Origin of the sequence: Arthrobacter sp. KNU-44 (genome assembly GCF_051843155.1) — a bacterium.
Taxonomy (GTDB): domain Bacteria; phylum Actinomycetota; class Actinomycetes; order Actinomycetales; family Micrococcaceae; genus Arthrobacter.
On sequence record NZ_JBPXNG010000002.1, the window covers coordinates 3908396 to 3932560 of the forward strand.

The 24165-nt window shown below is 63.3% G+C and carries 23 protein-coding genes, 1 tRNA gene and 1 other RNA gene; 13 read left to right on the plus strand and 12 right to left on the minus strand.

Annotated features, from left to right (window positions below; genetic code table 11):
- The first annotated feature begins 18 nt into the window (after window positions 1-18).
- The 3 genes from ACSVHC_RS19340 to ACSVHC_RS19350 are packed head-to-tail and all read left to right on the plus strand — an operon-like array spanning window position 19 to window position 2773.
- The gene (locus ACSVHC_RS19340; RefSeq protein WP_437774046.1) at window positions 19-930 is read left to right on the plus strand and encodes an NAD(P)-dependent oxidoreductase; all 912 of its coding nucleotides are present in this window, start codon (window positions 19-21) and stop codon (window positions 928-930) included.
- A 14-nt stretch (window positions 931-944) separates the two neighbouring features.
- Window positions 945-1715 carry an SDR family oxidoreductase gene (locus ACSVHC_RS19345; protein WP_437770577.1) on the plus strand — a complete coding sequence of 257 codons (771 nt, stop codon included), beginning with the start codon at window positions 945-947 and terminating at the stop codon, window positions 1713-1715.
- Window positions 1715-2773 carry an L-idonate 5-dehydrogenase gene (locus ACSVHC_RS19350; protein ID WP_437770576.1) on the plus strand — a complete coding sequence of 353 codons (1059 nt, stop codon included), beginning with the start codon at window positions 1715-1717 and terminating at the stop codon, window positions 2771-2773. The genes ACSVHC_RS19345 and ACSVHC_RS19350 overlap by 1 nt, the downstream gene beginning before the upstream one ends.
- Window positions 2774-2830: 57 nt before the next feature.
- On the opposite strand, the gene ACSVHC_RS19355 is transcribed toward ACSVHC_RS19350, so the two are convergent.
- On the minus strand, window positions 2831-3559 hold the full coding sequence (locus ACSVHC_RS19355; protein WP_437770575.1) for a FadR/GntR family transcriptional regulator: 729 nt from the start codon (window positions 3557-3559) through the stop codon (window positions 2831-2833).
- A 234-nt stretch (window positions 3560-3793) separates the two neighbouring features.
- On the opposite strand from ACSVHC_RS19355, the gene gndA reads away from it, so the two are divergent.
- Complete coding sequence (gndA, locus tag ACSVHC_RS19360) at window positions 3794-5230, plus strand: NADP-dependent phosphogluconate dehydrogenase (protein ID WP_437770574.1); 1437 nt, start codon at window positions 3794-3796, stop codon at window positions 5228-5230.
- Window positions 5231-5477: 247 nt separating this feature from the next.
- On the plus strand, window positions 5478-6311 hold the full coding sequence (locus tag ACSVHC_RS19365) for an oxidoreductase (protein ID WP_437770573.1): 834 nt from the start codon (window positions 5478-5480) through the stop codon (window positions 6309-6311).
- Here ACSVHC_RS19365 and epsC read toward each other — a convergent pair.
- From epsC to msrA, 3 genes are all read right to left on the minus strand, one after another.
- Window positions 6308-6892, minus strand: coding sequence for a serine O-acetyltransferase EpsC (gene epsC / locus ACSVHC_RS19370; RefSeq protein WP_059387763.1), 585 nt, complete (start codon window positions 6890-6892; stop codon window positions 6308-6310). The two genes, ACSVHC_RS19365 and epsC, sit on opposite strands and share 4 nt — an antisense overlap.
- Before the next feature lie 50 nt (window positions 6893-6942).
- The gene (cysK, locus tag ACSVHC_RS19375; RefSeq protein ID WP_234749924.1) at window positions 6943-7878 is read right to left on the minus strand and encodes a cysteine synthase A; all 936 of its coding nucleotides are present in this window, start codon (window positions 7876-7878) and stop codon (window positions 6943-6945) included.
- Between the two features lie 75 nt (window positions 7879-7953).
- A complete protein-coding gene (gene msrA, locus ACSVHC_RS19380; RefSeq protein WP_437770572.1) occupies window positions 7954-8478 on the minus strand; it encodes a peptide-methionine (S)-S-oxide reductase MsrA in 525 nt (174 codons plus the stop codon).
- Window positions 8479-8624: 146 nt separating this feature from the next.
- Here msrA and ACSVHC_RS19385 point away from each other — a divergent pair, with 146 nt between their 5' ends.
- Both ACSVHC_RS19385 and ACSVHC_RS19390 read left to right on the plus strand, forming a co-directional pair.
- Window positions 8625-9542: a Nif3-like dinuclear metal center hexameric protein gene (locus tag ACSVHC_RS19385; protein ID WP_437770571.1), complete on the plus strand. Its 918-nt coding sequence runs from the start codon at window positions 8625-8627 to the stop codon at window positions 9540-9542.
- Between the two features lie 123 nt (window positions 9543-9665).
- Entirely contained in the window at window positions 9666-10403 is a 738-nt protein-coding gene (locus tag ACSVHC_RS19390; protein ID WP_437770570.1) for a zinc ribbon domain-containing protein, read from the plus strand.
- Between the two features lie 71 nt (window positions 10404-10474).
- Here ACSVHC_RS19390 and ACSVHC_RS19395 read toward each other — a convergent pair whose 3' ends face one another.
- Entirely contained in the window at window positions 10475-11239 is a 765-nt protein-coding gene (locus tag ACSVHC_RS19395; RefSeq protein WP_437770569.1) for a YaaA family protein, read from the minus strand.
- 105 nt (window positions 11240-11344) lie between these two features.
- On the opposite strand from ACSVHC_RS19395, the gene rnpB reads away from it, so the two are divergent.
- From rnpB to ACSVHC_RS19415, 4 genes are all read left to right on the plus strand, one after another.
- Window positions 11345-11736, plus strand: an RNA gene (gene rnpB / locus ACSVHC_RS19400) — RNase P RNA component class A.
- 245 nt (window positions 11737-11981) lie between these two features.
- Entirely contained in the window at window positions 11982-13478 is a 1497-nt protein-coding gene (locus ACSVHC_RS19405; RefSeq protein ID WP_439181224.1) for a glyceraldehyde-3-phosphate dehydrogenase, read from the plus strand.
- A gap of 86 nt (window positions 13479-13564) precedes the next feature.
- The gene (locus ACSVHC_RS19410; RefSeq protein WP_236811458.1) at window positions 13565-13774 is read left to right on the plus strand and encodes a hypothetical protein; all 210 of its coding nucleotides are present in this window, start codon (window positions 13565-13567) and stop codon (window positions 13772-13774) included.
- A 132-nt stretch (window positions 13775-13906) separates the two neighbouring features.
- Window positions 13907-14704, plus strand: coding sequence for an HNH endonuclease family protein (locus tag ACSVHC_RS19415; protein ID WP_437770568.1), 798 nt, complete (start codon window positions 13907-13909; stop codon window positions 14702-14704).
- Between the two features lie 25 nt (window positions 14705-14729).
- Here ACSVHC_RS19415 and ACSVHC_RS19420 read toward each other — a convergent pair whose 3' ends face one another.
- From ACSVHC_RS19420 to orn, 4 genes are all read right to left on the minus strand, one after another.
- Window positions 14730-15581: an acyltransferase domain-containing protein gene (locus ACSVHC_RS19420; RefSeq protein WP_437770567.1), complete on the minus strand. Its 852-nt coding sequence runs from the start codon at window positions 15579-15581 to the stop codon at window positions 14730-14732.
- A gap of 3 nt (window positions 15582-15584) precedes the next feature.
- The gene (def, locus tag ACSVHC_RS19425; RefSeq protein ID WP_437770566.1) at window positions 15585-16157 is read right to left on the minus strand and encodes a peptide deformylase; all 573 of its coding nucleotides are present in this window, start codon (window positions 16155-16157) and stop codon (window positions 15585-15587) included.
- 124 nt (window positions 16158-16281) lie between these two features.
- Window positions 16282-16354: transfer RNA gene (locus ACSVHC_RS19430), tRNA-His, on the minus strand.
- A 130-nt stretch (window positions 16355-16484) separates the two neighbouring features.
- Window positions 16485-17111 (minus strand): oligoribonuclease, encoded by a 627-nt coding sequence (gene orn / locus ACSVHC_RS19435; RefSeq protein ID WP_345450388.1) that lies wholly within the window; start codon window positions 17109-17111, stop codon window positions 16485-16487.
- Between the two features lie 151 nt (window positions 17112-17262).
- On the opposite strand from orn, the gene mptB (ACSVHC_RS19440) reads away from it, so the two are divergent.
- Window positions 17263-18888 carry a polyprenol phosphomannose-dependent alpha 1,6 mannosyltransferase MptB gene (mptB, locus tag ACSVHC_RS19440; RefSeq protein ID WP_437774043.1) on the plus strand — a complete coding sequence of 542 codons (1626 nt, stop codon included), beginning with the start codon at window positions 17263-17265 and terminating at the stop codon, window positions 18886-18888.
- On the opposite strand, the gene ACSVHC_RS19445 is transcribed toward mptB (ACSVHC_RS19440), so the two are convergent.
- The gene (locus tag ACSVHC_RS19445) at window positions 18872-20125 is read right to left on the minus strand and encodes a glycosyltransferase 87 family protein (protein WP_437770565.1); all 1254 of its coding nucleotides are present in this window, start codon (window positions 20123-20125) and stop codon (window positions 18872-18874) included. The genes mptB (ACSVHC_RS19440) and ACSVHC_RS19445 overlap by 17 nt on opposite strands.
- 34 nt (window positions 20126-20159) lie before the next feature.
- Complete coding sequence (locus ACSVHC_RS19450; protein WP_439181403.1) at window positions 20160-21473, minus strand: glycosyltransferase 87 family protein; 1314 nt, start codon at window positions 21471-21473, stop codon at window positions 20160-20162.
- Between the two features lie 291 nt (window positions 21474-21764).
- Here ACSVHC_RS19450 and mptB (ACSVHC_RS19455) point away from each other — a divergent pair, with 291 nt between their 5' ends.
- Window positions 21765-23387, plus strand: a complete 1623-nt coding sequence (gene mptB / locus ACSVHC_RS19455) for a polyprenol phosphomannose-dependent alpha 1,6 mannosyltransferase MptB (RefSeq protein ID WP_437770564.1) — start codon at window positions 21765-21767, stop codon at window positions 23385-23387.
- Window positions 23388-23392: 5 nt separating this feature from the next.
- Here the strand turns inward: mptB (ACSVHC_RS19455) and ACSVHC_RS19460 are convergent, their stop codons facing one another.
- Complete coding sequence (locus ACSVHC_RS19460) at window positions 23393-24070, minus strand: DNA alkylation repair protein (protein WP_437770563.1); 678 nt, start codon at window positions 24068-24070, stop codon at window positions 23393-23395.
- Window positions 24071-24165: the final 95 nt, after the last annotated feature.

Sequence of the window (24165 nt, forward strand, 5' to 3'; positions counted from 1 at the left end):
GTGAGGTGTATGCGAAAGATGACCGCCAAGACCGCAGGTTTCGTGGGACTCGGGCTTATGGGCTTCCCCATGGCAGCCAATCTGCTCGGCAAGGGCTGGGAGGTGACTGCATGGAACCGTTCCGCAGAAGCGCTCGCCGAGCTGGAGAAGCTCGGCGGAAAACGTTCGGAGTCGGTTGCCGGACTCCGGGACCAACCCGTCATCATTTTCATGCTTCCGGATCTCTCCTACATCAAGGATGCAGCCGCGCCGCTCTTCGACTCATGGCGCTCGGACGCGCCGCTTCAGGGAACCCTGGTCGTCATCATGAGCAGCGTGTCCCCGACCGCCGTCCAGGAATTCGGCCGGACGGTCCACAGCGCGAGTGGCGGGAACGCCGTCGTCGTCGATGCCCCGGTGAGCGGGGGCACCAAGGGTGCCCAGGACGGCACCCTGGCCATCATGGTGGGCGCCAGCGAAGAAGACTTCCAACGCTCGCTTCCCGTGCTCCAATCCATGGGCACCACAGTTCGCCGCATGGGCAACCTGGGTTCCGGTTCACTGGCCAAGGCCTGCAACCAGCTGATCGTCGGGACCACGACGGCGGCGCTCGCGGAGGCCGCCGAACTCGCCGAGCGCTCGGGCATGGACGTCGAAACCCTGTTCGAGGTGCTTTCCGGCGGGCTCGCCGGAAGCCGGGTCCTGGAGATTGTCGGCCCACGACTGGCAGCCAAGGATTACGCGCCCACAGGTCCCGCGAAGTTCATGCTCAAGGACCTCAAGTTCGTGCTCGAAAGCGCCGAAGTGGCCGGTGCCGCCGTCCCGATGGCGACTGCCGGCGCCGAACTCTACCGTGAACTGATTGATCAGGGCCTGGGCGACCGGGACCTCGCAGTTGTCCGCCAGGCCATCGCCAACCTCAGCGACTCGTCCCTAAGCCCTTTGAACTAAGTAAGGAACCAACCATGAGTGGACTCTTTGATCTCACCGGGCGCGTTGCGCTCGTGACCGGATCCAGCCGCGGCATCGGCAACGCGCTGGCCCGCGGATTGGCCGACGCCGGTGCCACCGTTGTCCTCAACGGCATCAATACGGAACGGCTCAAGGGTGCGGAAGCCGCCATGGCGGCGGACTTCGGGCCCGGCCGCATCCACAGCTGCGCGTTCGACGTCACGAGCGATGCAGAAGCGGCCCGCGGCGTTGCCTGGGTCGAGGAGAACGTTGGCCCCCTGGACATCCTCGTCAACAATGCGGGCATCCAGCACCGCGTCCCGATGCTGGACCTGGATGTGAAGGACTGGGAGCGGGTCATCACCACCGACCTGACGAGCGCCTTCCTCGTAGGACGTGAAGCCGCCCGCCACATGATTCCGCGGGGCCGCGGCAAGATCATCAACATCTGCTCCGTGCAGACGGACCTGGCACGCCCCACGATCGCCCCCTATGTCGCAGCCAAAGGTGGACTGCGCAACCTGACGCGCGCCATGACCGCCGAATGGGCGGCCTCCGGCCTTCAGATTAACGGCATCGCCCCGGGGTACATCCATACCGAGATGACCCAGAACCTCGTGGACGATCCCGACTTCAACTCCTGGATTCTAGGCCGGACGCCCGCCCACCGATGGGGCACCGTAGCGGATCTCGCCGGTCCGGCGGTCTGGCTTGCCTCCGAGGCTTCGAACTTCGTCAACGGCCAGACGATCTTCGTCGACGGCGGAATGACGGTGGTCGTCTAATGAGCGGCTTTCAGCTTCCCCAGTCTTCACCCGCGGTTGTGGCCCACGCCGCCGGCGACCTTCGCATCGAGGACATAGCCCTCGTGGTTCCCACCCCTGACCAGGCCGTCGTCGAGATCGCCTACGGTGGCATTTGTGGCTCGGACCTGCACTATTGGCTCCACGGCGCGGCGGGGGAATCGATCCTCAAGGCTCCCATGGTGCTCGGCCACGAAATCGTCGGCACCGTTGTCCAGCAGGCCGCCGATGGCAGCGGCCCGGCAGCCGGAACCGCCGTCGCGGTCCACCCGGCAACCCCGGCCCCGGGTGCCGCCAAGTATCCGGAAGACCGGCCCAACCTCTCCCCGGGCTGCACCTACCTCGGCAGTGCGGCAAGGTACCCGCACACCGACGGCGCCTTCAGCCGCTACGCGACCCTGCCGTCCCGCATGCTCCGGGCCCTTCCGGCCACGCTGGACTTGCGCACGGCGGCGCTTGTGGAGCCGGCCAGCGTTGCATGGCATGCCGTCGCGCGAGCAGGGGACGTGGCCGGAAAGACAGCGCTGGTAATCGGTAGCGGTCCGATCGGCGCACTGGCAATTGCTGTCCTCAAGCGCGCGGGGGCAACCCGGATCGTGGCCGTCGACATGCACGACAAGCCTCTCGAGATCGCGGGTGCAGTGGGCGCCGATGAGGTTCTCAAGGGCGATGACGCCGAGGCAATCGCCGCAGTGGAAGCCGACGTCGTCATCGAGTCCTCGGGCAGCCACTTCGGACTGGCATCGGCCATCAAAGGCGCGGTGCGCGGCGGGAAGGTGGTCATGGTCGGGCTGCTGCCCTCGGGACCGCAGCCGGTCTTCATTTCGCTGGCCATCACCCGCGAGCTCGAATTGCTCGGTTCCTTCCGTTTCAACAACGAGATCGACGAGGTCATTGCGGCGCTCGCGGACGGTTCGCTCTACGTGGACCCTGTAGTGACGCACGAATTCACGCTGGATCGCGGCCTGGAGGCCTTCGAGGTGGCAAGGAACTCTGCCGAATCGGGGAAGGTCCTGCTGAACTTCCAGCCTGTGGCGTAGCCTCCCAGCCCGATCAGCCGATCAGGCGATCAGTCGGGCGGCGCCGGCTCTCGGCCGTCAGCGCCGCTCGACTGGAACAAATACCCGTGGCTGGCCCTCCCAGCCCGGTGACAGGTCCGCGATGGTCTCCCGCATGATGTTGGAGGAGGCCTCGCGGGCCTTGTCGCCGTCTCCGTCCCTGATGCCCTGGGCTACATCCAAATGCCATTGCAGGGCCGCTTCCTTCGGATGTTCCGGCATGAGGCCATGAACTGTCCGGCCGGTGAGTGTCTCCGTGACCTGCCCGATCAGGTTCGCGAACATTTCATTGCCGGAACCGGAAAGCACCAGGGCGTGAAAGCGGATGTCGAGATCCAGGAAGGTGGGCATGTCGCCCGCACGGCCAGCTTCACGCATGGCGAGGGAGATCTCCACCAGTTCGCTGCGCAGGGACTCCGGGGCGTTTTCCGCGGCCAGTTCTGCCGCTACGGGCTCGACGGCGGAGCGGAGTTCGGCGAGGGACCGCAACTGAGCGCCGCGGCCTTCTCCGGCCAGCCGCCAGCGGATGACCAGCGGATCGAAGGGATTCCAGCGGTGCGCGGGAAGGACCCTGATGCCAACTCGCTTGATGGTTTCCACCAGTCCCAGGGACTGCAGTACCCTGACGGCCTCACGTACCACCGACCGGGACACTTTGAGTTCCTCCTCAAGGTGCTCAGCCAACATGACGTGACCGGTGGGGAGCTTACCGCCGACGATCCGGGTACCCAGGTGCTCGACAGCGCGGTAGTGGAGACTGGTTGACATAGTCGTAAGCATAGTGGCGTTGACCGCTCCGCCACCGGAAGCCCCGGGCGTCGGCGAACTCCCCACAGTACGGGCTCGCAACATAGACTCTTTTGTGACGCGGACGTTTCCAAAACGTGGGCGCAACTTTCCCAGACGTGGTCCGAATACGTATGGTTTATTCCAGCTACTGCTCTAGAAAGCGTTTCCTCGCTCCTAGCAGGACTCGATGCACAAGAATGAATTGGAGTTTTGATGTCAGCACACATCGGTGTCACCGGCCTCGCGGTGATGGGCGCCAATCTGGCCCGCAACCTGGCCCGCAACGGCTTCACCGTTGCCCTCCACAACCGCTCCGTCGAAAAGACCGACGCCCTGCTGGCCAAGCACGGCACGGACGGCGACTTCATCCGCACGGAAACCCTCCAGGAACTCGTGGACTCCCTCGAGAAGCCCCGCCGTGTCCTGATCATGGTGAAGGCCGGCAAGCCGGTTGACGCCGTCATCGACCAGCTCGTTCCCTTGCTGGAGCCCGGCGACATCGTGATCGACGCCGGTAACTCGCACTACGAGGACACCCGCCGTCGCGAATCGGCGCTGGCCGAGAAGGACCTGCACTTCGTGGGCGTCGGTGTTTCCGGCGGCGAAGAGGGCGCCCTCAACGGCCCTTCCATCATGCCCGGTGGTTCCAAGGAGTCCTACGACGCCTTGGGTCCGCTGCTCGAGAAGATCTCAGCCAAGGTTGACGGCAAGCCCTGCTGCGCCTGGATCGGCACCGACGGCGCCGGACACTTCGTCAAGATGGTCCACAACGGCATCGAATACGCCGACATGCAGGTCATCGGTGAAGCCTTCGATCTCCTGCGCTCCGGCGCCGGCATCGAGCCGGCCGAGCAGTCCAAGATCTTCGCCGAATGGAACAAGGGCGAACTCGCTTCCTTCCTGATCGAAATCTCCGCAGAGGTCCTTGGGCACGTTGACGCCAAGACGGGCAAGCCGTTCGTCGACGTCGTCGTCGACGCTGCCGGCCAGAAGGGCACCGGCCGCTGGACAGTCATCTCCGCCCTCGAGCTGGGCTCCCCGGTTTCGGGCATCGCAGAGTCCGTCTTCGCGCGGGCCCTGTCTTCCCAGGCAGAACAGCGCAAGCTTGGCCAGGAACTGCTCGCCGGCGAGGAAATCGCCGTCGAGGTCCCCGAGAACTTCGTCGAGGACGTCCGCCAGGCGCTTTACGCTTCCAAGCTGGTTTCGTACGCACAGGGCCTGGACATGCTGACTTCCGCCGCGAAGGAATACGGCTGGGACCTCAAGCTCGATGAAATCGCTTCGCTGTGGCGCGGCGGCTGCATCATCCGCGCCGAGCTGCTCAAGGAAATCACCAACGCCTACGCAGCCGAGGAGAAGCCGGCCAACCTGCTGTTCGCCCCGGCCTTCACCAAGGCGATCGCCGGTGCGCTGCCGGCATGGCGCCGCGTGGTGGCAACGGCTGTCCAGCTGGGCATCCCGGTTCCCGTGTTCTCCTCGTCGCTGGCCTACTACGACGGACTTCGCCGCAAGCGCCTCGCTGCGGCAGTCATCCAGGGCCAGCGTGACCTCTTCGGTGCGCACACCTACGGCCGCGTCGACGCCGAGGGCACTTTCCACACCCTGTGGGGCGAAGACAAGTCCGAGATCTCGGCAGTCGACACGCACTAAGATTGGGGCAGGCCCTTTCGTGTCGACTCCAAGCCACGTAGGTAAGGACTGACCCTGCTGCCCCACAGATTGGGGCAGGCCCTTTCGTGTCGACTCCGTCGCCACGTAGGGACCCTGCTGCCCCACTCTTGCCTGCTCCACTCTGTTCAAGTCAAAGGCCGGTGCTTCCGCGTTACTGTGGAGGCGCCGGCCTTTGCCGTAGGTACGGCCTGAAGGAAAACACCACCCGTCACACGAGGAGCAGTCCATGCCGCAACGCGTCGCATTTGTCACAGGTGCGTCAACCGGAATCGGTTTCGAAGCCGCCATCAAGCTCAGCAAGGCAGGAATGGTCGTGTACGCGGGGGCGCGGCGGGTCGAAAAGATGGAGCCGCTCAAAGCCCACGGAATCAAGGTGTGGTCACTGGACGTCACCGAGGACGACTCGATGAAGGCCGCCGTGGACCTTGTCCTGGCCGAGCAGGGGCGGATCGACATACTGGTCAACAACGCCGGATACGGGTCCTACGGTTCCTTGGAAGAGGTTCCGCTGGATGAGGGCCGGCGCCAGTTCGAGGTCAACGTCTTCGGTCTCGCCCGGATGGCCCAGCTGGTGATTCCCGTAATGCGTGCGGCGGCTTCCGGCAGGATCATCAACGTGTCCTCGATAGGCGGCAAAATGTATGAGCCCTTGGGCGCTTGGTACCACGCGACAAAATTCGCCGTCGAGGGCCTCAGTGACTCCCTCCGCCTGGAACTGAAGCCCCATGGCATCGATGTGGCAATCATCGAGCCCGCGGGCACGGACACGGAATGGGGAACCATCGCGGGGGAGAGCCTGCTGACGGTCTCAGGACATGGACCGTATCGCGAGCAGGCCGGGATCGTGGCGGCCGCCCTGGCATCGACGTCGGGAACCGCTCTTTCGACGCACCCCCGTACCGTGGCGCGCGCCATAGTCCATGCGGCGACCTCGCGAAGGCCCAGGACCCGATACCCGGTGGGCAGGGGAGCCTGGACCATTCTGGCCATGCGGAGGGTGCTTCCCGACCGGGTCTTCGACACAGTTTTCTGGAACGCCTACAAACGCTTTTCCGGCTAGATCCGGTACTCGATGTAGTACTCGGCGGGATCGACAGCGGGTTTCGTTTCGCTCTTGGCATCACGGTGCCGCCACGTTGCCGGAACGCCGGTGATGATCGACTCAGGCGGTGCGTCCTTGACCACGACGGCGTTCGCGCCTATTGCGCTGTCGGCGCCTATGGTGATGGGACCAAGGACCTTGGCCCCGGCTCCGATGGTGACCCGATCTCCGATGGTGGGGTGGCGCTTGACCTTTGCCAAGGAACGGCCGCCCAACGTCACGCCGTGGTAGATCATCACGTCCTCGCCGATCTCGGCTGTCTCACCGATGACCACACCCATGCCGTGGTCAATGAAGAACCTGCGGCCGATGGTCGCGCCGGGGTGGATCTCGATGCCGGTCAGGAAGCGGGCAAGCTGCGAAATGAGCCGTGCGGGGAACCGCAGCTCGGGGTTTTGCCACAATTTGTGCGTCAGGCGATGCGCCCAGATGGCATGCAGGCCGGAGTAGGCAAAAAAGTTCTCAAAGGAGCCTCGGGCCGCCGGGTCGTGTGACCGGGCGGCCTCGAGGTCCTCCATAAGTCTTGCGAAGAAGCTCACAAAGACCTTTCTACAGGAAATGAAAGAAAGCGGTTGCGCGGGGTCCGCAATCAGCCGCGAATGTCGTCAAAAAGCACCGTGGAGATGTAACGTTCGCCGAAGTCGGGAACGATTGCCACGATGAGCTTGTCCTTGTTCTCCGGACGCTTCGCGAGCTCCAGCGCACCCCAGACGGCCGCGCCGGCCGAGATGCCGCCCAGGATGCCTTCCTTGGTGCCGAGGGCGCGTGCGGTGGCAACGGAGTCCTCGAGGGTTGCGTCGAGAACCTCGTCGTAGACGTTGGTGTCCAGGATTTCCGGGATGAAGTTCGCGCCAAGGCCCTGGATCTTGTGCGGGCCGGGGGCGCCGCCGTTCAGGATGGGGGAGTCCTTGGGCTCAACGGCCACGATCTGGATTTCGGGCTTGCGCTCCTTCAGGACCTGCCCAACGCCGGTGATGGTGCCGCCCGTGCCGACGCCGCCGACGAAGATGTCCACGCCACCGTCGGTGTCTGCCCAGATTTCCTCGGCCGTGGTGGTGCGGTGGATCTCCGGGTTTGCCTCGTTGGCGAACTGCTGGGCCCAGACAGAGTTCTCCGTGTTGGCCACGATTTCCTGGGCCTTCTCGACGGCGCCCCGCATGCCTTCCGAGCCGGGGGTCAGGACAATCTCAGCACCGTAGGCGCGCAGCATAACACGGCGCTCGGTGGACATGGTTTCCGGCATGGTCAGAATGACTTTGTAACCACGCGCTGCGCCGACCAAAGCCAGCGCGATGCCGGTGTTGCCGGAGGTTCCCTCGACGATGGTGCCGCCCGGCTTCAGCGCACCGGACTTCTCGGCGGCGTCGACGATCGCGACGCCGATACGGTCCTTGACGCTATTGGCGGGGTTGTAGAACTCGAGCTTCACGGCAACCGTGGCGTCCAAGCCTTCGGTGAGCCTGTTCAAGCGGACCAGGGGGGTTCCGCCGATCAGCTGGGTGACGTCGTCGTAGATCCGTGCCATGTAATCATGCCTATTCTCTGAATTCGCTGAAATAGCTACTGCTGAGGTCAGCCTAACGAGCGGTGCTACACGCTGCTACGCGCGGAGCCACGAAGAGTAATATTTCCGGGCCTTGGCGAGCTTCGGGTTAATGATCACCTGGCAATAGCCTTGTTCCGGGAACTTGGCGTAGTAGTCCTGGTGGATGGACTCCGCTTCGTAGAATTCCGGCAGCCTGCTGACCTCGGTCACAATCGGTTTGGACCACAGTTCCTGGTTCCGCAGGATGGCTTCCTCGAAGAGGATCTTTTCTTCCGTGGTGGTGTAGAACATCGAGGAACGGTACTGGGTTCCGACGTCGTAGCCCTGGCGGTTGAGCGTGGTGGGATCATGCAGAGCAAAGAACATGTCAAGGATGATGTCCGCCGGGACGATGTCCTCGTCGAAAGTCACGGCGACGACCTCCGCGTGGCCCGTCATTCCGGAGCAGACATCGTAATAGTCAGGGTTGCGGATGTGCCCGCCCGTGTAGCCGGAAACCACGGAACTGACGCCCTTGGTCTTCTGATAGACGGCGTCGAGGCACCAGAAGCAGCCTCCACCAAGTACAAAAGTTTTCATGATCTCTTCAATGGCTGGGAGTCCCGGATGATTCCCGCACAACCTTACGGGACTGTGACGGCGCAGACCCGGCCAGTGGCAACAATCTCGAACAGCCCGGTACCCGCAGGCGCGACTTGGCCGCCGGATGCGCAAGAATGTAATGCATGGAAGCTGTGAACACCGCGGTTGCAGATACAGGATCCGGCGAAGAACCGGAGAATGGTGCAGCCGGAACTCCAAGAGCCAGCACCCCTACGCTCGGTCAGGTCCTCTTGGCAGTGGAGGAGCTCTGGCCGGAATCGCTCGCCGAGGAATGGGACGAGGTAGGGCTCGTAGTCGGACGGCCCACCGCCACCGTCACCAAGGTCATGTTCGCTGTGGATCCGACCCTCGCCGCCATTGAAGAAGCCATCGAATGGGGCGCCGAGCTCCTCGTCACGCATCATCCTTTGCTGCTCAAGGGCGTCACCTCCGTTGCTGCAACCACCGCCAAAGGCCTCGCTGTCCACCGGCTCATTGAGTCAGGTACCGGGCTGCTGACCGTACACACGAACGGGGACTCCGCCGTCGGAGGCGTTTCCGATGTCCTGGCCGACGCGTTCGGGCTGGACAACGTTGTCCCGCTGGCTCCTGCGGCACACGGCTTGCCTGAAGAGGGGATCGGCCGGGTCGGCGACCTGCCCGAACTCATGACCTTGGGAGACTTCGCCGCGCGGGTATTCGAGATCCTGCCCTCAGTGGCTGGCGGCGTGCGGGTCGCCGGAGACAAGGATGGACTCGTGCGGCGTGTGGCCGTTTGCGGCGGAGCCGGAGACAGTCTCTTCGACGCCGTCCGCGCCAGCCAGGCGGACATCTACGTCACCGCGGATATGCGGCACCACCCTGCATCCGAGGCCCGCGAAGCTGCCGTTGATGGCAGGCCGTACCTCGTTGACGTGTCGCACTTCGCGAGCGAGTGGCTGTGGCTGCCCGCCGCGGCCGAAGCGCTCGGCAACGTGCTCGCGGACCAGGGTCACGACGTCGAGATCCGGGTGGCTTCCACCAACAGCGATCCGTGGGACTTCATTCTGACTCCCGGCTAAGCCTGGCGTGCAAGGGAGCGTAGCGAGGCAGGCGAGCACGCTAGGCGATAGAGTCGAGACAAACAGGCCCAAGGCCTGGCTTGGGCTGAATATCATCCCCGGCACGATCAAGCGGAGGTAAGCGTGGCCAAGGCAGCACCGGCGGAACAGTTGAAATTGCTCGAACTGCAGGGGTTGGATGCGAAGCTCAAATCCTTGGCGAACCGCCGTCGCACTTTGGAGACCGACCCCCGCATCACCGATCTCCAGGACGCCCTCAGCGTGGCCAACGGTGCGCTCGGAACCGCGAAACTTGCTGTCCACGACGCCGAAACAGAGCTACGCAGGTCAGAGGCAGACGTCGAGCAAGTGGCTAGCCGCATTGAGCGGGACGAAGCCAGGTTGAACAGCGGCACCGGACTTTCCAAGGATCTCGTTGCGCTGCAGAGCGATATCGCCTCGCTTAACAAGCGACGTTCGGACCTTGAAGACGTTGAGCTGGAAATCCTGGAACGCCTGGACGGACTCAGGGAGCGTCAAGCCGCGCAACAGCAGATCGTCGATGATATCCAGGGTTCCTTCTCCGGGATCCGTGCCGAGCTGGACACCGCGATCGCCGAGATTGTTGCCGAAGAGACGGATGTGCGCGCCCAGCGGGCCGGCTTCGCCGAAGGTCTCGACGCCGGGATGCTGGCTATCTACGAAAAGACCCTTGCCAAGCGCGGGGTGGGAGCCGCCAGGCTTTTCCACGGGAAGTCCGAAGGCTCGGGAATGACGCTCAGCCCCGGCGACCTTGCCGAGGTCAAAGCCGCGGCCGAAGACGAGATCGTGTTCTGCCCCGATTCCGGCTGCATCCTGGTGCGCTCCGCCGAGTGGAACTAACCATCTGTTCCCCACCCAACTGACTAGCAATTGTTGTCGTTTTCGCGGCTGAAAACGACAACAACTGCGAGTTAGTTGGGGAGGATGATGCTGAGGGTGTGCGGCTTGCGCTCCGTGGCTTCCGTCAACTCCGCAGTCCACAATTCCGAGGCTGCCTTGAGCAGCTGTTCGGGCGTGCCGGGCGCCTTGCCTCGACGGCTCAGCAGGTGCCGGGCCAATTCGCCGCGGGTGTGCTTGGCGAAGTGGCTGACGACGGTGCGTTTGCCATTGGACTCGGAAAAGACGTTGACGGCGACAGTCTGCGCCGGGGGCGGTGCCCAAGCCGCGGCGTAGGTGCTGGAGCGGCAGTCCACGAGCAGCTGGCCCTCCACCCGCGCGGCGAGGGCCTGCGTAAGCTGCGGCTTCCAGAACGACGCGAGGCGCCCGACGTCGGGCAGTGCCGTTCCCATGGACAAGCGGTAGGCCGGCACTTGGTCGCCGAAGCCGATGGCGCCCCACAGGGCGGACACCACGAGGACCGACTCCACCGCCTTGCGGCGCTGCGCCGGTGTGAGGGTCTTGAAGCCAAGCGCGTCGTAGAGAACACCGGAATACACCTGGTGGGCCGGGGCTGCGGGTTCTGCGTGGAGCCGCGTATTGCGTTCGACGTCGTCCTTCAAGGATGCGCCCACCCCCAGGAGTGCGAGGGCGTCCTCGTGCGCGCTGACCAGGCCGAGCGCGTCGAGCACTTTGGCCCGGTAGCTGTTGAGTTCCGGAAAGCTCAGGGACTCCCATTCGACGGCGGAGCCTTCGGCAGCGGGGGTCTTGCCTTCGGAAGGTGGCAACAGAATCAGCACCTGTCGATATTAGCGGTATTGCCGTCGCTGGTTGTCCAGGCAGATCGATTCGGCAGTGCTGTCTGAAAATGCGGGGGGCCCGACGCCGGTAGACTATAGGGCGGATGGGTTGACTAGGCGGCCGCGCGCCACGTGAGTGGCTCGAGGAACGTCCGGGCTCCACAGGGCAGGGTGGTGGGTAACGCCCACTCGGGGTAACCCGCAGGCCAGTGCCACAGAGAACAGACCGCCTGCGTCTGCTTGTGCCAGCACAGGCAGGCAGCAGGTAAGGGTGAAACGGTGGTGTAAGAGACCACCAGCTCCTTGGGTGACCAGGGAGGCTAGGTAAACCCCACCCGGAGCAAGGCCAGACAGGGCACGATCGAGGGCTGCTCGCCCGAGTGTCCGGGTAGGCCGCTGGAGGGCGTCGGCAACGGCGTTCGTAGATGGATGGTCGCCACTCCTTCGCCGGCAACGGCGGGGGAGGACAGAACCCGGCGTATCGGTCAACCCATCCCACAGCCTTGTGTGAGTGATTTCACGCATTCCGGGGGCCAAGGCGCCCCGTGCCAGACCTTAGAATGGACAGCGAACGTAGAAGTTCCACCGCCGGTTCTGCGTTCGCAGCCGGCGGTTTTTCTTTGCAACGTTCGAGGTGTCCGGGCAGACCGAAGTCCCGCCGATGCCAGTGCCGCAGGATTACTCCGGGCGGCCACCATCTACGTACGAGGACGTATGTAGCTGACCCTAGGAAGGTAGTTCTGTGAGCCAGTCATCAGATTCTTGTCTTGATACGTGGATGGGCCGCGAAGCGCTGGCCGAGGCCATGATTCCGGTGATCGGCCGGCTGTACCGTGAGAACAACGTGGTGACCAGCATCCACGGGCGCAGCCTCATCAACAAGTCGTCGATGAACATCCTGAAAGCCCACCGTTTTGCGCGCCGGATGAGCAAGGACGAACTCCTGCTCGAAGAAACCGCGCCGCTACTGAACACACTGGCCGAACTTGAACTCGGGGCCGCTGCGATCGACATCGCCCGCCTGAACGAGAAGTACAAGGCCGAAGCCCCCGGAACGCCCCTGGAAGACTTCCTCCGCGCCGAGCTTGCCGAGGTTGTCGGGCGCCGCGGCGCGGACGACCGGACCAGCACCGACGTCGTGCTCTACGGTTTCGGCCGCATCGGCCGCCTGCTGGCGCGCCTCCTGATCGAAAAGGCCGGCGGGGGCCACGGCCTGCGCCTGCGCGCGATCGTGGTCCGCAAGGGTGCCGAGAACGACCTTGTCAAGCGCGCAAGCCTGCTGCGGCGTGACTCGGTGCATGGTTCCTTCGAGGGCACCATCCGCGTGGACGAGGCCGCCAACACAATTACGGCCAACGGTGTCCAGGTCCAGGTCATCTACTCGGACAACCCCTCCACCGTGGACTACACGGCCTACGGGATCAAGGATGCCCTGGTGGTCGACAACACGGGCCGCTGGCGCGACGCCGAGGGCCTGTCCCAGCACCTGCAGAGCAAGGGTGTCGCGCGGGTGCTGCTCACGGCTCCGGGCAAGGGTGATCTGAAGAACATCGTCCACGGCATCAACCACTCCTCCATCGAGGACACGGACAAGATCGTAACCGCGGCTTCGTGCACCACGAACGCCATCACCCCGGTGCTCAAGGCACTCAACGACAAGTTCGGCGTCATCCACGGGCACGTGGAAACCGTGCACTCGTTCACGAACGACCAGAACCTGATCGACAACTTCCACAAGGGTGACCGCCGCGGCCGCTCGGCTGCCCTGAACATGGTCATCACCGAAACAGGTGCGGCCAAGGCCGTGGCGAAGGCTCTTCCGGAACTGCAGGGCAAGCTGACCGGCAACGCGATCCGCGTTCCCACCCCGGACGTGTCGATGGCCATCCTGAACCTGAACCTTGAAAAGGGAACCACGAAGGAGGAAGTCAACAACTACCTTCGCGAAATGTCCCTGCACTCGGAGCTGCGGAAGCAGATCGACTTCATCGACTCACCCGAGGTCGTCTCCACGGACTTCGTCGGCTCCCGCCGTGCGGGCATCGTGGACGGCCTGGCCACCATCGCCACCGACAAGCACCTCGTGGTCTACGTCTGGTACGACAACGAATTCGGTTACTCCTGCCAGGTAGTGCGCGTCATGGAAGAAATGGCCGGTGTGAACCCGCCATCGTTCCCGGCACGCGGCGTCGCTGTGAACCTTGAACCTAAGGCAACCTTGGAGCCAGCCGGCGTCTAGCCGGCTCCGGCCAACGCGAGGAAAGACACAGGGTATTCCCGGCTGATGCGCTGGTATCAGCCGGGAAACCTGACCAGAATGGACGCATGGAAAGCGAAAAGATTCTGGATCACGAAACAACCCTTGAACACGCACTGGACGTAGCGCGGGCCAACCTCAAGGAAGCCCAACGGCTGCTCGACGAAGCCAAGGCCGCACACGCGGCGGGGGATATCTCCGAGGACAGGGTCATCCAATTGGGGTCCCTTCTCGAGCTGGCGGCCGAAGACCTGAAACGCGTCACCAAGGAGCAGTAGGCCGCCCCTGCACCATGCGCTGTGATTGTTCCGACATTCTGACCTGTCCTCCACACTGTGGATATCAGCGTCGGCGAACAGCGCCTCGACTAGTCTCAAGGGACGTATTCCTGCCCGAAAGGACGCAATCCCTTGAGCGCCACCTGGGCCGCCTATCGACGCGCCCGCCGCCAGTCCCGGCAGGCCTGGGTGCTGCTGATTCTCATCCTCACCGGTGGACTCACGGGCATCGGGTGGTTCTTCACCAACGGCCAGTTCGCAGTTGGCCAGGACCCGATCAATGGACCAACGGAAGCTCCTGTCTTCGACGCGAACTGGATGAAGCCGGTGGAAGCTGTTCAGCCGGTACCGGCTGGTTCGGCCGCTGATGCCTTGGAGGCGCTTCCTGTGAAGGGGCGCGCAGCCAAGGACAACTACGACCGCAACGAATTCGGACAGGCCTGGCTCGACGTCGACCGGAACGGCTGCGATACCAGGAACGACATCCTGAGGCGGGATCTCTCGGCGGCGGAGTTCACGGCAGGCTCCAAATGCAGGATCGCGTCCGGGGAGCTGCGCGAGCCGTACACCGGCCAGGACATCCATTTCCGCAGGGGCTCCGAAAGCAGCTCGGCCGTCCAAATCGATCATGTGGTGGCTCTCGGGGATGCCTGGCAGAAGGGTGCCCCGCAGCTCACTGCCAAACAGCGCCAAAGCCTCGCCAACGACCCCCTCAACCTCATTGCCGTTGACGGTCCGGCCAACGTGAAGAAAGGCGCGGGCGACGCCGCGAGTTGGCTCCCTGCCAACAAGGGCTTTCGCTGCCATTACGTAGCCCGGCAGGTTTCGGTCAAAGCCGCGTACCGGCTCTGGGTCACGCAGGCGGAGAAAGACGCCATGAGGCGCGTCCTGGACTCGTGCCCCGGTCAGCGGACCATCAGGGCGTTGTAGCCGCCTGAGGGCGCGGGAGGCCGCGTCAGGCGTGGTTGCTCCCGGCCGGGGGAAGCACTAGGTGGCCGTGGCCGAGTTGCCAGGCCCCGCCGTCGTCGATCCTTTCCAACACCACCCGCTGAAGCGACGTCTCGCGGGGGAGCCGATCAAGGTTTTCCATGCCCCGCTGCCGGAAGGTGAAGTAGACAGCGTCGTCCGGAGCGTCTGAGCAGTGGTCAAGGGTGAATCGGCGGGCAAAAGCGGCGATGTTGCTGTGCGGCAGCTTCCGGACCAAGTAGGGATCCAGCATCCAGGAGTCGCAGCTCGCCACGGAGACCGCCTTGTCCGGGAAGTATCGGTCAAAGAACTCGCTGGCCTGGCTGAAGCTCGCGTCCACGAGGGTGGGTGAGAGGCCGCCATCCTCGGGGATGTGCACGCCCAGCACCCAGGAGTCGCCAGCGGCGGAAGGGCCTCCCGCATCACTGCGCACAAGGTGAAATTGCAAGCGGCCGATCCGGAAGATGTTTCCGGCCATGTGGAGGGTCAGCCATGCCCACGTGTCCAGGCCGAAGCGACCGTGGACCCGTCGGTTGATCCGAAGGTTCAGTCCTACATCGGCCAGGATCGCGGCGGAGGATTCCGGCGGGATGCCAAGGGAAAGATGATGGCGGTGGACTACCGGCGCGAAACGCAGGAGCGCCTCGATCCAGTCCGTTTCCGTGCAGTCATCCATGGTGGCAGATTTGCTTGGGAAGACCCCCAGACGGGCGTCAAGGCTGGCAAGGGCCCGTCGAGTGCCGTCTCCAGGAGGTGACTCCAGCAGCGAGGCACACCCAAAAGCGTCCTCGCCGTGGATGTCGAGAAGCTTGAACAATTCGTCTTGCGCTATGCCGGTCATCGGTCAGTGTCCGAAGGGATCCGGGTCAACACCCGGCATCCAACTCAGACCGGGAACTCCCCAGCCGTTCTTTTTAGCCTGCTTCATGGCCTTCTTGGCGTAGCGGTCAGCCAGCCGGTCCACATAGAGCTTGCCGTCGAGGTGGTCGAATTCGTGCTGCATGACCCTCGCGAACCAGCCCGTCGCCACGAAATCCACCGGGTTGCCGTAGCCGTCGAAGCCCTGGACACGGGCCCATTCGGCCCTCTGCAGGGGGTAGTGCTCCCCGGGGAATGACAGGCAGCCTTCGACGTCTTCCTCGGGATCGGGAAGGGCGCCGGGGATCTTGGAGAGGGTGAGGACAGGGTTCACCAGGACGCCCTCGTCCGGGGCGTCGTCCTCGTTCGCGTATTTGAAGATGAAGATCCGTTTGCCGACCCCCACCTGGGGTGCGGCCAGCCCGACGCCGTTGGCGGCTTCGTTGGTCTCGAACATGTCGGCAATCAAGGTGCGCAGCTCGTCATCGAACTTTTCCACCTCGCTCGCCCGGCGATGAAGCACGGGCTCGCCCCAGATGGTGACTGGCAGGACGGTCATGTCAGATGTTCCTCTGGTTCTCGGGCCTGGAATGGCCGAAATCGGCCGGGACAAAGCAAAGGCCGCACTGGATAACCAGTACGGCCTTTGGCTGCGATCGATAGACAACTACCGATCCCTTGAGGGTGAGCGACGGGGGTTGAACCCGCGACCTCCTGGACCACAACCAGGCGCTCTGCCAACTGAGCTACGCCCACCATGCGCCTTTTATGCTTTCGGAATGACCCGTTAGCTGCGAAGGCAACGACAAAAACTATACCCCGTCTTAGGGGGTGGTTTTGCCACTTTTGACCGTTTGGCTGAAATTTCCCGAAAAGGTGCCCCAGATCACGTGCTTGCCGGGGTCTCGGGTCCGGCGGCGATCTGCTTGGAAATCTTCTGCGCAGTGGCTGTATCGGGACCGGGAGCCGGAACGAACACGGCCTCGCGGTAGTAGCGCAGTTCGTCGATGGAGTCCTTGATGTCTCCGAGCGCGCGGTGGCCGCCATGTTTGGCGGGCGACTGGAAATACGCGCGGGGGAACCATCGGCGCGAGAGCTCCTTGATGGTGCTCACGTCGATGACCCGGTAGTGGAGGTGTTCAACGATGTTGGGCATGTCCCGGGCGAGGAACATCCGGTCGGTTCCGACTGAGTTGCCGCCCAGCGGTGCCTTTTTCGGATCGGGTACCCACTTCTCGATGTACTCCAGAACGATCGCTTCGGCTTCGTCCATGGTCTTGCCGTGCGGGAGCTCGTCCAGGAGTTTGGAGCGCGTATGCATGTCGCGGACGAAGTCATTCATCTGTTCAAGCGCGGCGTCTTCGGGTTTGATAACGACGTCGACGCCATCGCCCAGGATGTTCAGCTCCGAATCGGTGACCAAGGCCGCGACCTCGATCAGGGCGTCGTTTACCAGGTCGAGACCGGTCATCTCACAGTCGATCCAGACGATGCGTTCATTAGTAATAGGCACCCGTCCAGCCTACCGTTCGGTCGCGTGGGAAGGGTGGCGGGGCGCTTCATTCCGCTCCTAGGGCTTACCGTGGCTGGTAAACTGGGCCGTTGTCGAGCGGTTGTTGCCTGCATCGATGAGCTGGACCAATGTACGTAGGGACTGGAATATCATGACGGCAGGCGGAACGGGCGTGGGCACCTCAAATAGCCGGGATGAGGCAAAGGAACCCGCCGCGCCGTCGGAGAAGGCCGCCGCGAGTCTCTATTCCCCGGATGCCGCGCACATCGGCGCCGGCACCCCCGGCCAGATCAAGGCCTATGTGGCAATCTGGCAAGGGTTTTTTGGATCCCTGATGATCTTCGTCGGGTCGATCGGTGCCGGCTGGATCGCCAACGGATCGCCCATGTTCAGGCACCCTCTTGTCATCGCCCTGCGCACGGAGGGCTGGGGCGTGACGACCTCCACCATCTTGCTGACGGCAGGGGCCATGCTTTTGGTCAGGTCATGGTTGAGGCTCGGGCAAAGGCTCAAGGACTGGGGCCCCGGATCGCTCAGATCCGTGGTTGTCGCTGTTGCGGCGTGGGCGGCGCCCCTGATGTTTGCCGTTCCCATCTATTCGCGCGACGTGTACGCCTACACCGGCCAGGGCAGGCTGGTGCTGGAAGGCCAGAACCCCTACACTGCAGGCATTTCCTCGCTCAGCAACTGGTTTTCCCTGGGCGCCGATCCTGCCTGGGCTGAAGCCAAGACGCCGTACGGGCCCTATTTCCTGTGGCTTGCCAGATGGGTTGTGGGCATCACCGACGCCCAGCCCGATTTTTCCGTGTTGCTCTTCCGCGTGCTTGCGACAGTGGGAGTGCTGCTCTGCGTGGTGTATGTTCCCAGGCTCGCCGAACTGCACGGGATCAATCCCGGCCGAGCACTGTGGATCGCCGTCGCCAACCCCCTCTTTCTCATCAGCTTCGTCGCCAGCGCCCACAACGATGCCCTCATGGTGGGCCTGGCGGTCGCCGGAATGTACTTTGCGGCCACCGGGCGCCACATCACCGGGCTTCTGCTGGTCACGGCTTCCATCGGCATCAAGCCGATCACAGTACTTCTCTTGCCTTTCATAGGCCTCATGTGGGCGGGTCCGGCAGCGAGTTGGGCCCGCAAGTTCCTGTTCTGGGGCGCGACGGCGGGTATCAGCTTTGCCGTCCTGGCGGTGAGCGGAATTCCTTACAACCTTGGCTTTGGATGGGTCTGGGCTATCCTCGATCCGACGCCCGGCTACACGGGATACTCGCCTTCGGGCTTCCTGGGCCAGCAGGTCGAGGTGATCGCCAATCTCCTTGGCATGCCCGGATCCACGGTTGCCACGGGGCTCCGGACCCTCATGAAGTGGGCCGGAATCGGGCTGGTGGTGGTGCTGATGTTCCGCGGTGACTATTCACGGCTGGTGCGACGCGCGGCCCTGGCGTTTGCCGCCGTCGTCATGCTTTCTCCGATTATCCAGCCGTGGTACATCCTGTGGTTCATCCCGCTGCTCGCGGTCACGGGCATCAGGGACGACTGGCAGATCAAGTCGCTCTATGTCGCCGTCACGTTCTTCGTGGCCTTCGGCGCGCAGGACCAGATTTCGGTCCTGTCCTTCGTGGAACTGAACGTCAAGGTGTCCTCCCTCGCCTTCTTGGTGGCCGTGGGATTCACCGTCTACCTGATGGTGTTGGACGTTCACACGCGCAAACTGCTGATCCGCTCCAGCCCTGCGCAACTGCTCCGCAGGCTTGAGCAGCGGCTCAGGCGCTCCGGATAGCGGTTCTTGCGCCGGACTTGCGGCCCAGTTCCAAGGTCCGCTGCACGGACCACCAAAGCAGGACAACTAGAAGCACGTTCCGCGTGGTCAGCACTGTTGCCATCACGGGGTTGGCATGGATCAGCGGCGTGTAGAACAACGGGTAAATCACAAAAGTCGTCATGGCGATCCCCATCAGGAGGGCTGCAGGAACCCGCCAACGATTCCAATGGTGGGTCAGCCCGGCGATAATCACCGGCGCAAGCCAAATGATGAACTGCGGCGAACCCACCTTGTTGAACACGATGAACGCGGTGGTCATCATGAGGGCGCCCTCGAGAAACAACTCTTCAGGCTCGGCACCCCGCCGAAGCGCCCAAAGCAAAAGGGCAGAGCCTGCGACGGCGGCAAGAACCAAGAGCGGCTGCATCATGAACGCCGCCACATTGGCACCCGGTCCGTACACCTCGGTGGAATTGATGGCAACGTTGTCGGCGATTTTGGAACCGCCGACGTTGAGCACGCTCAACCAGACCCAAGGGGTTGAGAACGTGGCTTCGAGTTGCATGCCGCGCTCACCCTGGTTTGTCAGGAAGTCGAGGATATGCGGGAGGCCGCCCGAAAGATAGGCGCCCAGTGCGACGGCGGCAGTTACTACGGCGCCGCATGCGATGATCCGCAGCCTGCGGTGGCTCGCGATGATGATCGGTACCAAAACGGCGGCCGGCCAGACTTTGATCCACGTGGCGATGCTGAGGAGGATGCCCGCCGCCACGGGCCGCGTGGCGGCGTACAGCAACGCGACCAACACGATGGGTGCCGTGATGCCTTCCACGCGGGCAAAGCTGAGGTAGCCCATGAAAGCGGTGAAAAACAGCCACCACCAGGCAGGGGCAATCCCCGTTGTCCTGCGCGGGCCGCGGGTCAAGATGAACAAGCCGGCGGCATTGAGCGCAGTGATGATCAACGTCCACACCAGCAGGTAAGGACCCGGGCCCGCGATGTTGGCCAGGAAGATCGGAATCTGGGCGAGCACCGGGTAGACCCACGGGCTGATGGCTCCATGGAGATCCGCAGGGTTGTAGCCGGCCGTCGCCCACTGGCGGTACTGCTCAGTGTCGCTGAACGTGTTTCCGGACAGGAAGAAACTTGCCATCCAGCCGAGGAAGTACACATGTACGGCGGCGAAACCCCACCAAACGCTGGACGGACGGCCGAACCAGGCGACGGCGGCAGGCGGCAGGACGGCGTCGCGCACGCGGGCGAGCCGGTCAAAGAATCGAACGGAAATCTCAAGACTCCTTGGCAGCGGCGGCCGGTTCGTCGGCCGGGATCTTCTTGCCCAAAAGGTACAGGCGGCGTACAGACCAGCAGAGCAGAATCACCAGCAGGACATTGCGCAAGGTCAACACCAGTGCCATCCAAGGGTTGTTGTGGCTCAGTGCGTCATAGAAGAGGGGGTAGATGAAGTACGTGGCCACCCCAATGGCGATGAGCATCGCCGCGGGCACCCGCCATTCCTTCCAGCTGTGGGCAAGCCCGACGGCGACGGCAGGCGCGAGCCACACCATGAACTGGGGCGACCCGACCTTGTTGAACACGACGAAAGCAGTGGCCATGGTCAGGGAGCCAGCCAACAACAGTTCGGTGCGGTCCGCCCCGCCGGTTCGCTTGCCGTTGTGGAGTGCCCAGAAGGTCAGGGCAGCCACCAGGATCGCGGCCAGGGCGAGAAGGGGCTGCATAAGGAATGACATGAAGGCCGTGCCCGGTCCATCCACCTGCATCGAATTGATGTCGGCGTTCATGTACATCCTCGAGTCGCCAACATGGAGGACCGAGAGCCACAACCAAGGAGTAGTGAAGGTGGCTTCCAGCTGCATGCCGCGATCGCCTTGCTGGGTCAGGAAGTTGAGGAGCTTCGGCAGTTGACCTACGGCGGCCGTGAGGGCGATGACCAATACGCTGGTGAGAATTCCGGCGGCCACCACTTTGGTTCTCTGCTTGACCACAGTGAACAACGACAGCATGACAGCGGCGGGCCAAACCTTCATCCAGGTGGCAACGCTCAGGAGGGTCGAGGCAATGAAAGGGTGTGACACCCCGTACGCCAAGGCGATCAGCACGATCGGCGCGGTCAACCCATCCACGCGGGCGAATCCCAGGCAACCCATGATGAGGACGAAGACCAGCCACCACCATGCTGCCGGGATGGCTTCGCGGCGACGACCCCACGCTGTGAGCTTGCCGACAGCCAGGCCGTCGAGCACGGTGATCATGAGTACCCACAAAAAGAAGAATGGACCGGGACCTGCGATGCCTGCGATGGCCATTGGCACCAAGGCGAGAACGGGGTAGACCCAAGGACTTGGGCCGCCGCTGAGGTTCTCATCCCGGAACCCAGCAGACGTCCAGTCCCGGTAGATGAAAGTGTCACTGTAGGCCTCGCCGCGCAGGGAAATGACCAGCGCGAACACGAGGAAGATCAAGTGCACAACCCCGAAGAGCGCCAGCAGACCCTTGGGCGAGTTGAGCTTCGCTTCCCATGAAGAGGGAAGAACGCTAAGCCGGTACCGTGTGAGCGCGCTGAAGAATGAGTCCGTGGAAATGGGAGGATCCTTGTCAGGTAGTTATCGTCACAGGGTGCCGTAGGCCGCAGCGGCCGGAGCCGCCATACAATATTGGTTCCATTGAATTTCATGCGGAACCAGCGTGGCTGTGGTCTTCGGCATCAAACCAGAGCCCCGCCCATCTTATCTCAGGCCACTTTCTCGGGCAGACCCACGGTCTGCTTGGCCCCGGGAAGCCAAGGGCGGCGATGCTACAGTTGCAATAATCCATGGCAGCCGGCAGTGCCACTTTGGCCCGGATGCGGCAGGGAACCGGACAGGATTTTGTTGATGGTGACGTCGAAGTTTCGTGAGCGTGAGGTGGGGAGTTCGTTGGCTCATCCAGAGGCGCTTGGCGATTCCAACGCCCCGGTACACGGCACCCGGATAGCCAAAGCGGCGAGGACGGCGATCCTCCAAGGGTTCATCGGTTCGTTGCTCATGGTGGCAGGCTCGATCGGTGTCGGCTGGATGGCGACAACCAGCGGCTCCCTTATCCGTACGCCCCTCTTCATCATGGCCAGGACATCTCCGGTTGGAGTGATCTTCTGCACCGTGATGCTCTGCCTCGGCGCACTCCTGCTCCTGCGTTCTTGGCTGCGCATTGCCCAGCGGATCGGCGGATGGAACCCGTCCTCGCGTCCTGTGCTCCGGCGCGCATTGTGGATGTGGGCCATCCCGATGATGTTCAGTTTGCCGTTGTTCAGCAGGGACGCCTATGCCTACATCGGCCAGGGCCGGCTCATGGAGCAGGGACTGAACCCATATACCAACGGCATCTCGGCCCTGAGCAACTACTTTTCACTCGGACCAGACAAATTGTGGACGGAAGCGCCTACGCCTTACGGCCCGCTATGGCTCTGGATCGAACAGGGTGCCGTGTGGGTGAGCGCCGGTGTCCCCGAGCTTGCGCTGATTCCCTTCCGCCTGGCTGCCCTCGCCGGGGTGGTCCTGCTCGCTGTCTACGTTCCCCGTTTGGCTGCGCTCCACGGCGTGAACCCGGACCGGGCGCTCTGGCTTGGGGTCCTCAACCCGGTTCTCTTGATCAACTTCATCGCCAGCGCGCACAACGACTCGTTGATGTTGGGACTGGTTGTTGCCGGACTGTACTTCGCCTCGGTCAAACGACCCGTGCTTGGAATCGTGCTGATCACGGCCTCGATCGCCATCAAGCCGATTACTTTGATTGCCTTGCCTTTTGCGGGGCTGCTGTGGGCGGGTGCCCGTGCCGGCTGGGGCCGCAGAATGCTCTGCTGGACGGCGACCTTGGGCTTGTCCTTAGTCCTACTGGCCGCCGCAGGACTGGTGAACGGCCTGGGATTTGGCTGGCTCGGCGCCCTCCAGACTCCCGGCGCCGTCTGGATCTGGTATGCGCCAGTGGGTTTGCTGGCACATACGGCGGGATTCGTCGTCGGACTGTTCGGGGGGCCGGGCGTTCCCGTGACGGATATCATCCAAACCGTCGGAACGGCGGTCTCGGCGCTTGCTATCGTCTGGCTCGCCGTACGGACGCCCGGCCGCGGGATCGGTATGCCTGCGCCGATCGACGCCGAACCCGAGTTCAACAAGACCGTGCTTCGCCGGATGGCCTGGGCTTTCGCCGCCGTCGTCGTCTTGGCGCCCGTCATCCAGCCTTGGTACATGGTGTGGCTGCTCGTGTTCTTCACCGTGACGGGGATCGCGGACGGCGCCCAGCTCCGCACGGTCTTCTATTTGACGGCGTTCTTCACCCTTATCGCCCTGACAGACCAATTGAGCGTCTTCCAGTGGATCCCCATCGAGGTGGTGCGCGGAGTGGCCATCGCCATCGCGGTCTCCTTCATCGCCTACTTGGTGTTCTTTGACAAGAAGACCCACGTGCTGTTCCGCCCGCGTCGCGGGATTTTGAAGCTCAAGCTCAAACCGAAGTCCTGAGCCTTTCACCCAAGGTGTTTCATCGCTTCACGCAGGGATAACCGGCTCAGCATGGGCCGTCGGGTTTCCACGTAGCTCAGTACCCACTCAGGATCGGTCTTGGCGTACTCCCGCAGGGTCCAGCCGATTGCTTTCCTGATGAAGAACTCCTTGTCAGCCAGATTGGCGTCAAGCACCGTGGCGAGAAGCTCTTGGTCCGTGGCCGTCTTTGCCTTGAGCTGGGAGGTGATGGCTGCGCGGCGGATCCAGAAGTCCGGGTCGCTTGCCCATGTCCTCAAGAGCGGAGTCAGCGTGCTCCGGTGGTGTTGTAGAAGGGCGCAAATGCGGTCGGAAACGCCGTCAACGAAGTCCCACCATGCGCCGGTCCGGATGATTTCTTCATATAGGGGCAACATCTCCAGATCCGTGGCCACGGACTTGAGCGAGGTCAGATCGATGGCCGCGTAGCGTTCTTCCCGCCATGTAGCTTCCCGCCACATCAGCCGGACATCGTCACGAAGTTCGGCGGGGGACTCGAAGGGGAGTTCTTTCGCGGTCGCGAGGACGATCCGGCGGACTGCGGGGACCTTGACCCCGAGCGAAGGCATGGATGATTTCATGTACGACTGTGCCGCTTTCGCACGGTCCGGGTCTGCCTCTGCCTGGAGGCGTTCACGAATGATGGCGAGTCTTCGGTGTTCCATATCGCGACTTTAGGACACTCGTGGGCGGGTTCGGACACGCCTCCCCGGTTGACTGCGATGAAGAGGCCCCTAGAGTGGGTTGAAGAGTTCGTCCG